Below are 11,099 nucleotides of genomic sequence, written 5' to 3'. Positions count from 1 at the left end.
ATGCGCACCACACGACAGGCACATAGCTCAGTTGGTTAGAGCACCACCTTGACATGGTGGGGGTCGTTGGTTCGAGTCCAATTGTGCCTACCAAATCGAAGAAGGGGTGATCCGCAAGGGTCACCCCTTTTTTCATTGGCGCTTCATTCGGACCGATGGGCTGCTGCGCTGATCTTCCCGGCAACGCAGTTCCTTGTAGGAGCGGCCTTGTGTCGCGAGAGGGGTGCAAAGCGCCCCCAATGCACAAATCTCCAAAGTTTTTGATTTTTCTCAAAAAACCGCTTTACAGGTACGTATTCGATCACTAATATGCGCACCACACGACAGGCACATAGCTCAGTTGGTTAGAGCACCACCTTGACATGGTGGGGGTCGTTGGTTCGAGTCCAATTGTGCCTACCAAATCCCAGAAAGGGCGATCAGAAATGATCGCCCTTTTTGCATTTGTGCGCGACGCAGCGTGTAACGTTTGGTCGCGGCTCGGGCATGGCCCGCCATGCTAGAATCCGCCCCTTCGAATCTGGAGGTACACGCGTGCGCAAACTGGCTGTGGTAATGGCAGTGCTCGCCCTGGCGGGCTGTGAGAACGAGGTCGAAGGCGTGCACAAGCAGGTGGCCGAACACCTGCATAACCCCAAGACGGCCAAGTTCGGCAACGTGCGGATCGACACCCAGGGCACCATCTGCGGCCAGGTTCGCGGCAAGGACGATGCCGGGCAGTACGAGGCCTACCGCAGCTACGTGGCGATCAAGCGCGATGGCCAGTACGACATCATCGTCGATGACACCGGCAACAACCTGCGCATCCGCGAGCTGTGCGGTGGTGCCGACCTGCAGCGCCGTGCCGACGCACTGGCCGACCAGCCGGCCCCCGAGGGCTGGGATGTGGAAGTGGTGCAGGGCGCCAACATGGGCGCGCTCAGCGACATGACCGCACGCCTGATCGAAAAGGGCATCCCGTCGTCGGTGGAGTACCGCGACGGCAAGCCAGTGGTGCTGATGGGGCCATTCCCGACCCGTGAAGCCGCGCAGGCGCGCCGGGACGAAGTAATGGCCAAGCTGGGGACTGATTCGGTGGTTATCCAGCACGGCGTAGCCCGCTAATCCCTCCTGTTGACGCAAGGCCGCTCTCATGGAACAAATCGTGACTCTTTGATTTGACGCGGTCTCTGTGGGAGCCGCGCTTGCCGGCGATGGGCTGCGAAGCAGCCCCAATATAGGCGACACCATTCTGGCGGATTGTGATTGACTTGAGACTTTGGGGCTGCTGCGCAGCCCATCGCCGGCAAGCGCGGCTCCCACATCGGGCACAGGTCCCTGCGCAACAACGCAGCCAGAACGCGAGATAGACACCTTTCAGCCAACTTTGGCTATGCTTGGGTTGGGAGATGCTGAACGGGGGGAACCTCATGTCTACACTGGAGCGGGCCATTGCCGTGGCCGCCAGGGCGCATGAAGGGCAATATGACAAGGGTGGGGCGGCTTATATCCTCCACCCGTTACGCGTGATGATGCGGGTTGCCACACCTGAACAACGGATTGTCGCGGTGCTTCACGATGTGATCGAAGACACCCCGTTGACTCTGTCCGACCTGGCGCGCGAGGGCTTCGCGCTGAAAATCCTTGCCGCCTTGCTGGCGCTTAGCCGCCGCGAGGGCGAGGCCTACCAGGACTTCGTGGTGCGCCTGGGCGATGACCCGTTGGCGCGCACGGTCAAGCTGGCCGACCTGGCCGACAACAGCGACCTTACGCGCATCCCCTGCCCAGGCCCCGCCGACCTGGCGCGGCTGGCCCGTTACCGGGAAGCCAGCGCGTACCTGCAGGCATTGGCCTGAGGCTCAGCCACAGGCCTTGAGGTTGACCGGCCCGACAAATTCGTTACCGCGCCTTAGCACCACTCCTGGAGCGGTACAACAGCACCGTGGTCAAGTACATAGCCGCTCATTCCTGATCATTTTTCGGCTGTGCTCGGCAACCTCAAGAAGCGACTGGATGAGCACGCCGGTGATGATTCTGTTTTTTGAAGGCAAGATTGATCTGTTCGAAGGTTGAGGGCGCGGTCTCTACAAATTGCTACTCGCGAGCTTTCTAATGGGAAAAATCCGCTCAACAGTTGGAAATACGCAGAGCATATGCAGATATATTCGGAAAAGGTACTGGCCACCCGCTACCCTCGACCGGCCTCGCCAGATATGGAAAAGTTAGCTTTTCATAGGCGGGAGGTCTCATGGAATTCGAGACACATGGACTGTCGTTGACCGGTCTGAAGATTATTGTTGTTGAGGACGACGCTACTCTTCGGACGATACTGCGCGACATCATCACGCAGCTGGGTGGTGAATGCTTGGCATTCGACAACGCTGAGGATGCTTTGGCTGACCTGCTGACGACCCACGGTGAGTGTTCGCTAATTATCGCCGACCACGGCGTTCCGGGGAGCATCAAAGGTATGGAGCTTCTAGCGATGGCTCAAGAGAAATGGCCAAGCATTCCGGCGATCCTCACTTCGGGATTCCGGCTAGAAATCGGCGAGCAGAATCCCGATAACATCTATCTCTTCAAACCGTGGTCGCTAGAAGAGCTGATTTTTTCGATCAGCCAAGCGCTATCAACCAGGTTCATACTGGGGCAGGGTTGATCCCCAGTGCTGTGGACGTAACGCTGTGGATGAGGGCTGACGATTGCTAAGAATGTATGCAGGGGCCAGTAGCCATAAAGAATTCAATCTGCTTCGAGTCCTGGAAGGCTGGATTGAAGAGCGCTAGTCAACGCTGCAAACGACCAAGGTTTTGCAAGGAATGTCGTATTAACCGGCAGCTCTTCAGGACGAGGGCTGATGTCGCCTGATGTCAGCAACACCGGGAGCGTCGGCCACCGATGCCCTATCTCGATGGCCAAACCAAGGCCATCCAGCTTCCCAGGCATATGCACGTCACTGAATACGAGAGCCGCGTTCAAGCCTCCAGACAGCAGTCGCAGCGCGTCGTCAGCGGACGCGCACTCGGTCACCTCTACACGTGGTAGTGACGCAAAAAATTCCACCGCCAATTCACGGAGGATCTCATCATCTTCGACTACCAAAATATTTCTTAGCATGATTACGCACTCGCACTTCATAACCGTTAGGGCTTAACGGGCGAATGATGTTGCTCCTGCACGATAGACGGCGTTGCTGACCAACCGAACCGGCAATACCGTAATCTTGGAGGGGAGATATACTGGTGGTTCATCAACGGCCAATGCGGAAGTGCCCATGGAACAGCTGCCACCTGATGAGACCATCCGCGCAGCGCTTAAAAAGTCGCACGCCCGGCTCCATCGGCAGCACCAGCTGGTGGTCGAATTCGGCGTTAAATCCCTCAAGGCCACCGACTTGGATGTGATGCTTACGGAAGCCTGCGCTTCTGTGGCTTTGGGGATGCAGACTCGTTTTGCCAAGGTTCTTCAGCCGCTGGAGGACAGTGACGGCTTCTTGTTGTCGCACGGCGTTGGTTGGGATGAAGCCGATATTGGCACCGCTACCGTGGGCGCGGATGTTGCCAGCCCAGCTGGGTACGCGATAGCTACCTATCGTCCAGTGCTATCCAATCATCTTGGGCAGGAGCACCGTTTCAGAACGCCGGAACTGTTGAAGAGGTACGGGATTGAGCGAGCGATCAATGTACCGATCAGAGGGTCGATGACGCCGTTTGGGGTGTTGGAGGCTGACAGCACTAATGGCGACGACTTCATGGAGAGCGATCTTCTTTTTCTTGAAGGGATTTCGAACGTCATTTCAATGGCCGTGGAGCGCCTGGCGGTGGGCCACGCCGAAGTTCTGCCCGACCCCTACTCGGAAAGCATGCTCAATGCCAGCCCTGACTGCGTGAAGGTGCTCTCATTAAACGGTCAGATCGAATTCATGAACGACGCTGGCATGTGCCTGATGCACATTGGCGATCTCGCCCAAATCAAAGGCCAAGCTTGGTCGAGTCTCTGGCCGGAAGAGTCCAAAGGTCTGGTAGAGGAGGCCGTGGGCGCAGTTACAGGAGGCGAATCTACTCGTTTTGAGGCCTACTGCCCCACCGGCCAGGATGAACCCAGGTGGTGGGACGTCACGGTAGCACCCATCCTGGGCCAGGGAGGCAGCGTAGAAAAGCTAATTGCTGTGTCCAGGGACATAACCGAGCGGCATCAGCACGAAGCTGATCTGTTGTCGCTCATCGAAATGCAAAACACCAAGCTCAACAGTAGCGACCTTCACTTGGAGGAGATTCATCACCGAGTAAAAAACAGTCTGCACCTGGTGAATACCCTGCTACTGCTCCAAGCAAACATTACGCCCGATGAAGCCGTGAAGCTGCAGCTGCAGACCGCTGCGAGCCGCGTGGTCACCATTGCAAGCGTGCACGAGCGGTTGTACCAGGCTGCGGGAGAGCGAGATGTCCTGGCAGGCGATTACCTCCGCGCTTTGCTGGGTGACCTGGGCAAGGCATTGGGCGACAGAGCTATTGCACTGGATGCTGACGATTTTTTGCTCCCGCCCGAGCGAATGGCGCCGCTAGGCCTGGTGATCTCTGAGCTCATCACCAATGCCTTGAAGTACGGTAAAGGCAGGATTGAGGTGAAGGTCAAGCATGTCGATGACCACGCCCTCATTACAGTGAGTGATGAAGGTGATGGCTTTCCCGAACATTATCCCAAGCCAAGCGGTACGGGCCTGGGAATGCGCCTTGTCAAAGGTTACTCAGGCTATGGCAACGCCGCCACTCATGTAGATCGGTCGGAAGCGCACAGTACGATTCATGTGCGCTTCAAACTGTGAAGCCTACCTCGCCAGAAGCGAAGCGAGGCCAGTGGTGAACGAAAGCTCCTCAAAATAGAGGCGAGCTCGTCCGGCCCTTGGCTCAGGCATAGTGCCGCAGTATGCGTTGCAATCATCCGATGGCTAACCTGCTTCCTTCCTGTACAAAATGCGTAAGTTCTATCGGTATTTTTGCCAATTGTCCGATAGCGGCTGCCAGTCACCGTACTCCCATTGAATAGCCGTACCGCTTTGCTATGGTTGAAGTCTCATATAAGACTAAAGTCGTAGGAGGGCGGCATGCGTATTCGAGGTGATGTTTTTTGGGATTGGGCGGATCCAGTGCTTCATCATCGTACCTATGACGAGGAGCTCGATGACGGCACGACTATCGATGTTCAAGTCAGGCTTTCGCGAACGGGGCAGACGCAAATGTTCATCGGTGTGTACGCCGGTTGTGGGATGGCGTTACACGAAGAAGCCTTCAATTCGAGACCGGGTGAGTCGATGACTCGGGCATTGGCGTGGGGAGTGGGGCGTGCAAGACGACTCGCGACCGATCAGTTGCCTGCGGTGAAGAGAGTGGCTTAGATCGAAGCCCTCCATTTTGGTGGTCGTTCTCATCAACTGGGCGACCACCCCCACCTCTATAGTTCTGCCGAGTAAGGAAGTCTTGGCTCGCTTGTTCGTAGTCTTCTAGCAGTTGAATGCTCGCGTTCGGGTGTTCGTTGACTGGATTGTGGAGCGGTTATCTGACCGGATGCCATCATCAGGAAACAGCCAATCGGAAGGCTGGGCGGGGCGGAAGAAGTAGCGGCTGCGGTACTGTTTCTTTGTAGCGACGCTGCAAGTTTCATCGTCGGCGTGGCTCTGCCCGTTGACGGCGGATATACCACGATATGAACGCCTATTTCGCATCCACTGAAGGCAAGTTCGCCGGATGCTTACCAAACACCTCGCCGCCGTTCAGGCCATTTCGATGTGTAACGCAGCTGAATTGGCGGGAGGGATGATGACCGATGCTTCGATCCCCTCAGGAGGTAAATGACTCGGAGTGGTTGGTGTGTGCAATGACACGAAGAGGTAGGTGTGCAAATGTGCTCAATGGTGCTAGTGAAGGCTGACTTGCTCTCTTTCGCACATTTAGTGGGTAGGTTACGAATGACAGTTGATGCCATGTGGCAACCCGTCTATCCCGAGCAGGCAGCCGTTGAGTGATTTTGGATGTCCATGCTATATCGCTCTCGAGATCTACGCTATGCATCCAACGACACCAGACGGACGCTATTTTGTTGTCAAAGGCCGGCTCTGGCGCTGCACGAACCCCTCACTGAGTGAAGGCGAGCGGCAACGCCTTGTGCATGACCTGATGGATGCGCGACGAGATGTTAAAAGGGCCAAGCGCGTTGACGACTCGAGCATGCTCAACTCTGCGCGTGCGCGAGTGAAAGCTGCAAAAGTGGACTTGGGCGAGCGGGGGGCCGTTTGGTGGGGCGACGGCAGCCCTGATTACACTCGATGCCGGGTACACCTTTCGCCTTATGCTGATTGGTACAACGCTTTAGATGCCACAAAGGGTCAGCAATGTACGTCGAAAAGATCTTCCCACCTCAACAGCTATTAGAGAGGGTGTGGGAGGGTATAAGCGGCCATCATTAATGGACGACTGGCAGCGGCTAAAAGCGAAGCGTGGTCAGTCTTCCTTCGGCACGGTCCAGAAAACCTGCACGCCGCCGTCATCGCGGTGGGCAAGGGTAACGTTGTCGTTTTCAGCGATTTCCTCCAACAGGGTTTCCCAGTCGTCCTGGCTTTCCTGTTCCAGGCGGAAAATCAGCGCCGCACGGCTGCGCTGGGCGGTGGGGCTGTTGATGATCTTCTGGATGCGGACACCCAGCTGTTCATAGCTGCTCGGGGTGGCGGAGGCGGTGCTGGACACAGGAATTTCCTTGTTGTGCTGTATGCACGTACAGTATTTCACTGTAAGTAATTTCGCAACAGCTTGTCAGGAGAAAACAGCACTGGCTTTCCTCGAACGTTCGCACTGGCGCGGCGGGTCTGGTGTAATGGCGGCAATTTACGGAAGCTGCGCATGTATCGATTTTTTTCTCGTTTTCCCTCTTCTACCAGCCTGGTCCTGCTGCTTGCAGGTGGCCTGGGCGCCAATGACGCTGCCAGGGCCAACGCGCCCGATGCAGTTTTCATCGATCCCCTGGTGGTCACCGGCGCCTATGCGCCGACCAGCACGTTCGACCTGCCGTTTTCGGTCGATACCCTTGACTTGTCCCATGGCACCGATGGCCAGCTTGGCGTCAACCTCTCGGAGGTACTGACCAAGGTGCCGGGGTTGGTGGTGCAGAACCGCCAGAACTATGCCCAGGACCTGCAGATTTCCTCGCGGGGCTATGGCGCACGCTCGGCCTTCGGTGTGCGTGGCATCAAGCTGCTCAGCGATGGTATTCCCGCCAGTACCCCCGATGGCCAAGGGCAGGCGGCCACACTGAACCTGGACGTGGCCGAGCGCATCGAAGTGCTGCGCGGCCCGGCCGCGACGCTGTATGGCAGCAACGCTGGCGGGGTGATCCAGATGTTCAGCCGCGACGGCCAGGGCCCGGCCCGTGTGGGCGCCGAAACCACCTTTGGTAGCGACGGTTTCAACAAGAACCACCTGTCCGCCGAGGGCGGTACCGACACCGCCGGTTTCGTGCTGGATGCCTCGCGGCTGGACACCGATGGCTACCGCGACCACAGTGCCGCACGCCGCGACCAGACCTTTGCCAAGGTCAACTTCAAGCCCGACGCCGATTCGCGCATGGCGCTGATCTACAGCAGCCTGGAGCAGAACAACACGCAAGACCCGTTGGGGCAGACCTGGGACGCCTACAAGCACGACCCGCGCTCCACTGCCGCAGTGGCGCAAACCTACAACACGCGCAAGAGCATCGACCACCAGCAACTGGGCATGAACTACGAGCGTTACTTTGGCGAGGCCACCTTGCAGTTCAACCTGTACGCGGGGCAACGCAGCGTCGTGCAGTACCTGTCCATTCCCAGAACGGTGGTCTCCAACAGTCAGCGTGGCGGTGGCGTGGTCGACTTCGACCGCGAATTCCACGGCGGCACCTTGCGCTGGATCCAGCCGGTTGCCGACGCGCCCGGCAACCTTACCTTCACCGTCGGTGCCGATTACGACCAGAGCAAGGATGACCGCCGCGGCTACCAGAACTTCAGTGGCGACCAGCTGGGCGTGAAAGGCGAGCTGCGCCGGGACGAGCAGGACACCGCCACCAGCCTGGACCCGTACCTGCAGGCGCATTGGGAAATCGGCAACTGGACCAGCGAACTGGGGCTGCGTTACAGCACCATGAAAATGCGCGTCGACGACCACTACCTGGCCAATGGTGATTCCAGTGGTTCGAAGAAGTACCAGCAGGCCACGCCGTCACTGTCGGTGATGTACGCGTTCACACCGGACCTGCGCGGCTACGTGAGCGTTGGCAAAGGCTTCGAAACCCCCACCCAGGCAGAAATGGCCTACGCACCGGGCGAAGTCGAAAGCTTCAACTTCGGGCTCAAGCCTGCCACCAGCATGCAGTATGAAGTGGGCGTGAAGTATCGGTTGAACGCGCGCACGCGGCTGAATGCGGCGATGTACGAGATTCAGACCGATGATGAAATTGTCGTCGACCGTTCTACGGACGGCCGCACCAGTTACCGTAATGCCGGTCGCACCGTGCGGCGTGGCTTCGAGGCGAGCCTGCAGAGTGACTTGAGCGAGCAGTGGCAGGCGACGGTGGTGTACACGCGCACCGATGCGCGCTACGCCGAAGGTGTCAGCCAGGCCATCGAACGTGGCAACCGCTTGCCGGGCGTGCCGCTAGACAACTTGTATGGCGAGCTGGTGTGGAAGCCGGTTGCGTCGGTGAGCATGGGGCTTGAAGGGCAGTACCGCAGCAAGGTGTATGTGGACGACAGCAACGACGCCAAGGCGGCACCGGCGTATGCCGTGTTCAACTGGCGTACGCGCTTTGAACAGCATGTCGGAGCTTGGACGTTCCACCAACTGGTGCGCCTGGACAACCTGTTTGATCGGCAGTATGTGGGCTCGGTGATTGTCGGGGATAGCAACGGGCGATACTACGAGGCCGCGCCTGGGCGTTCGTGGTATGCGGGGGCGGGGTTGGAGTATCAGTTCAGGTAGGGGGCTGGCTTTGAAGCTTGCTCTGACAACTGTAGGAGCGGCTTTAGCCGCGAACACCGGCGCAGCCGGTGCCATGCGCCGCGTTGGGTTCTTCGCGGGCATGCCCGCTCCCACAGAGACCGCGCCGGATGAAAACCCGCTCGGCCAACCCGCTCAAGGTCATTTAACATAGTGGCATCGTTACCCTGATCCCGGAGCCAGCCCCATGAGCATCACCCACTTCCGCCAGCCTGTCGTCGCCGATGCCGAGCGCTGTTACGCGATCGAGATCGGCGCCTACGAGGGCGATGAAGCGGCCACGCTGGAGAAGATTCGCACGCGCATCAGCCAATACCCGCAAGGCTTCCTGTTGCTCGAAGACGCGCATGGCATCGTCGGTTTCATCAACAGCGGCTGTGCCCATGAAGTGGTGATGTCCGACGAGGCGTTCAAAGAGCTGATCGGGCATGACCCGGTAGCGCCCAACGTGGTGATCATGTCGGTGGTGGTCGACCCTGCTCACCAGGGCAAGGGTTACGCCAAGCGGCTGATGAATGCGTTCATCGCGCAGATGACGGCGCAGGGCAAGCAGACCATTCACTTGATGTGCAAGGAACAGCACGTCGAGCTGTACCGCAAGATGGGTTACCAGTACGTGCGGCCTTCACCTTCCGACCACGGCGGTATGGCTTGGCATGAGATGGTCATGAGTCTTTAAGCTGAAAGGCCGGCGGTGCCTGGCACCGGCTTTGCCGGTGTTCGCGGCTGAAGCCGCTCCCACAGGTTTGGGGTTTGATCAAGGTCCGCAGGGCAGTAATGAGGCCTCAGCAGCCGGCGGCTGCTGAGGTTGCTGCTGAATCAGTATTCCCAGAAAATCCGCTGCAGCTCTTTGCTGTCCTGGGTCTTGGTCATTGCCACCATCGCCAGGATCCGCGCCTTCTGCGGGTTCAAATCATGGGCCACGACCCAGTCGTTCTTGTCATCCGGCTGTTCGGCGTTGCGCAGCACGAAACCACCCTGGTTGACGTGCGACGAGCGAATGATCTGCACCCCGTTCTTGCGCAGTTCCTGCAGCGCCGGCACCACCCGCGACGACACCGAACCGTTGCCGGTACCGGCATGGATCAGCGCCTTGGCGCCGTTTTGTGCCAGTGCCTTGTAGGCGGTGTCGGTGACGTTGCCATAGCCATAGGCGATGTCCACCTGCGGCAGGCTGCTGATCTGCTTGATGTCGAACTCGGAGTTGACCGTGTGGCGCTTGGCCGGCAGGCGGAACCAGTACGATTTGCCTTCCACGACCATGCCCATCGGGCCCCAGGCGCTCTTGAAGGCTTCGGTCTTGATGTTGACCGACTTGCTCACGTCACGACCCGACTGAATCTCGTCGTTCATGGTCACCAGCACGCCCTTGCCCCGCGACTGCTTGTCGCCGGCCACGGCCACGGCGTTGTACAGGTTGAGCATGCCATCGGCGGACATGGCGGTGCCCGGGCGCATCGAGCCGACTACCACGATCGGCTTGTCGGTTTTCTCGACCAGGTTGAGGAAGTAGGCGGTTTCTTCCAGGGTGTCGGTGCCGTGGGTGATGACGATACCGTCAACGTCGTTGCTCTCGGCCAGCTCGGCGACGCGTTTGCCCAGTTTCAGCAGGTCGTCGTTGCTGATGCTTTCCGAGGCGATCTGCATGACCTGCTCGCCGCGCACGTTGGCAATGTCGGCCAGTTCCGGCACGCCGGCGATCAGCTTGTCGATGCCCAGCTTGGCGGCCTGGTAGGTGGCGCTGTTGGCGGCGCTGGCGCCGGCGCCGGCAATGGTGCCGCCGGTGGCGAGGATGACCACGTTGGCCAGCTTCTGCTGGGTTTCGGCTTCCTTGGCCGAGGCGGTGGTTGGCAGGATCAGCAGCAGGGCGAGTGCGCTGGGGGCGAAGGTTTTCAGTGCGGCATTCATCGTTATTGTTCTCTCTCTTCCTAGTGAGATGGTTTTGAATCGCGCAGGGTTGCAGGCATCTTTCATACCAAGCCTGTGCGCGTTGCTTGTGTAGGAGCGGCCTTGCGTCGCGATGGGCTGCGCAGCGGCCCCAAAATACGGGCTGCAGCACAGATCGCCGGGGCTGCTGCGCACCCCATCGCGACGCAAGGT

At 58.8% G+C, this 11,099-nt stretch carries 12 protein-coding genes, 2 tRNA genes and 1 pseudogene; 12 read left to right on the top strand and 3 right to left on the bottom strand.

What is annotated here, in order from left to right; all coding sequences use genetic code 11:
- The first annotated feature begins 16 nt into the window (after positions 1-16).
- From ACI2KG_RS03755 to ACI2KG_RS03735, 5 genes are all read left to right on the top strand, one after another.
- Positions 17-93: transfer RNA gene (locus ACI2KG_RS03755), tRNA-Val, on the top strand.
- Positions 94-325: 232 nt separating this feature from the next.
- Positions 326-402 (top strand) — tRNA-Val (locus ACI2KG_RS03750).
- A 132-nt stretch (positions 403-534) separates the two neighbouring features.
- Positions 535-1,104, top strand: coding sequence for an SPOR domain-containing protein (locus ACI2KG_RS03745; protein WP_400622764.1), 570 nt, complete (start codon positions 535-537; stop codon positions 1,102-1,104).
- A gap of 305 nt (positions 1,105-1,409) precedes the next feature.
- Positions 1,410-1,835 carry a GTP pyrophosphokinase gene (locus ACI2KG_RS03740; RefSeq protein WP_201206814.1) on the top strand — a complete coding sequence of 142 codons (426 nt, stop codon included), beginning with the start codon at positions 1,410-1,412 and terminating at the stop codon, positions 1,833-1,835.
- Between the two features lie 392 nt (positions 1,836-2,227).
- Complete coding sequence (locus ACI2KG_RS03735; protein WP_404660839.1) at positions 2,228-2,638, top strand: response regulator; 411 nt, start codon at positions 2,228-2,230, stop codon at positions 2,636-2,638.
- An 83-nt stretch (positions 2,639-2,721) separates the two neighbouring features.
- On the opposite strand, the gene ACI2KG_RS03730 is transcribed toward ACI2KG_RS03735, so the two are convergent.
- Entirely contained in the window at positions 2,722-3,096 is a 375-nt protein-coding gene (locus tag ACI2KG_RS03730; protein ID WP_404660838.1) for a response regulator, read from the bottom strand.
- A 157-nt stretch (positions 3,097-3,253) separates the two neighbouring features.
- Between ACI2KG_RS03730 and ACI2KG_RS03725 the strand changes: the two genes are divergently transcribed.
- The 5 genes and pseudogenes from ACI2KG_RS03725 (at position 3,254) to ACI2KG_RS03705 (ending at position 6,407) form a co-directional block, all read left to right on the top strand.
- A complete protein-coding gene (locus tag ACI2KG_RS03725; protein WP_404660837.1) occupies positions 3,254-4,804 on the top strand; it encodes a sensor histidine kinase in 1,551 nt (516 codons plus the stop codon).
- 279 nt (positions 4,805-5,083) lie between these two features.
- Entirely contained in the window at positions 5,084-5,374 is a 291-nt protein-coding gene (locus ACI2KG_RS03720) for a hypothetical protein (RefSeq protein WP_404660836.1), read from the top strand.
- Between the two features lie 174 nt (positions 5,375-5,548).
- Positions 5,549-5,686 (top strand): SDR family oxidoreductase, encoded by a 138-nt coding sequence (locus ACI2KG_RS03715; protein WP_404660958.1) that lies wholly within the window; start codon positions 5,549-5,551, stop codon positions 5,684-5,686.
- A 31-nt stretch (positions 5,687-5,717) separates the two neighbouring features.
- Positions 5,718-5,828 (top strand): annotated as a pseudogene (locus ACI2KG_RS03710) (DUF4442 domain-containing protein); the annotation flags it as partial.
- Between the two features lie 213 nt (positions 5,829-6,041).
- Positions 6,042-6,407, top strand: coding sequence for a hypothetical protein (locus ACI2KG_RS03705; RefSeq protein WP_404660835.1), 366 nt, complete (start codon positions 6,042-6,044; stop codon positions 6,405-6,407).
- 69 nt (positions 6,408-6,476) lie between these two features.
- Here the strand turns inward: ACI2KG_RS03705 and ACI2KG_RS03700 are convergent, their stop codons facing one another.
- Positions 6,477-6,719, bottom strand: a complete 243-nt coding sequence (locus ACI2KG_RS03700) for a DUF1654 domain-containing protein (RefSeq protein WP_201206812.1) — start codon at positions 6,717-6,719, stop codon at positions 6,477-6,479.
- A 153-nt stretch (positions 6,720-6,872) separates the two neighbouring features.
- Between ACI2KG_RS03700 and ACI2KG_RS03695 the strand changes: the two genes are divergently transcribed.
- Both ACI2KG_RS03695 and ACI2KG_RS03690 read left to right on the top strand, forming a co-directional pair.
- The gene (locus ACI2KG_RS03695; RefSeq protein WP_404660834.1) at positions 6,873-8,981 is read left to right on the top strand and encodes a TonB-dependent receptor family protein; all 2,109 of its coding nucleotides are present in this window, start codon (positions 6,873-6,875) and stop codon (positions 8,979-8,981) included.
- A 205-nt stretch (positions 8,982-9,186) separates the two neighbouring features.
- Complete coding sequence (locus tag ACI2KG_RS03690; RefSeq protein WP_404660833.1) at positions 9,187-9,678, top strand: GNAT family N-acetyltransferase; 492 nt, start codon at positions 9,187-9,189, stop codon at positions 9,676-9,678.
- Between the two features lie 140 nt (positions 9,679-9,818).
- Here ACI2KG_RS03690 and ACI2KG_RS03685 read toward each other — a convergent pair whose 3' ends face one another.
- Positions 9,819-10,907, bottom strand: coding sequence for an asparaginase (locus ACI2KG_RS03685; protein ID WP_404660832.1), 1,089 nt, complete (start codon positions 10,905-10,907; stop codon positions 9,819-9,821).
- Between the last annotated feature and the right edge of the window lie 192 nt (positions 10,908-11,099).

This window comes from Pseudomonas sp. NPDC089407 (assembly GCF_044900445.1).
Taxonomy (GTDB): Bacteria; Pseudomonadota; Gammaproteobacteria; order Pseudomonadales; family Pseudomonadaceae; genus Aquipseudomonas.
Note: the sequence above shows the minus strand (reverse complement) of the source record. Positions and strands in the feature narration are given on the sequence as shown.

Excerpts from the sequence above, each read along its gene's own strand:
- ACI2KG_RS03735 (WP_404660839.1), top strand. The coding sequence starts at position 2,228 with ATGGAATTCGAGACACATGGACTGTCGTTGACCGGTCTGAAGATTATT.
- ACI2KG_RS03690 (WP_404660833.1), top strand. The coding sequence starts at position 9,187 with ATGAGCATCACCCACTTCCGCCAGCCTGTCGTCGCCGATGCCGAGCGC.
- ACI2KG_RS03730 (WP_404660838.1), bottom strand. The coding sequence starts at position 3,096 with ATGCTAAGAAATATTTTGGTAGTCGAAGATGATGAGATCCTCCGTGAA.
- ACI2KG_RS03685 (WP_404660832.1), bottom strand. The coding sequence starts at position 10,907 with ATGAATGCCGCACTGAAAACCTTCGCCCCCAGCGCACTCGCCCTGCTG.
- ACI2KG_RS03720 (WP_404660836.1), top strand. The coding sequence starts at position 5,084 with ATGCGTATTCGAGGTGATGTTTTTTGGGATTGGGCGGATCCAGTGCTT.
- ACI2KG_RS03740 (WP_201206814.1), top strand. The coding sequence starts at position 1,410 with ATGTCTACACTGGAGCGGGCCATTGCCGTGGCCGCCAGGGCGCATGAA.
- ACI2KG_RS03725 (WP_404660837.1), top strand. The coding sequence starts at position 3,254 with ATGGAACAGCTGCCACCTGATGAGACCATCCGCGCAGCGCTTAAAAAG.
- ACI2KG_RS03695 (WP_404660834.1), top strand. The coding sequence starts at position 6,873 with ATGTATCGATTTTTTTCTCGTTTTCCCTCTTCTACCAGCCTGGTCCTG.
- ACI2KG_RS03705 (WP_404660835.1), top strand. The coding sequence starts at position 6,042 with ATGCATCCAACGACACCAGACGGACGCTATTTTGTTGTCAAAGGCCGG.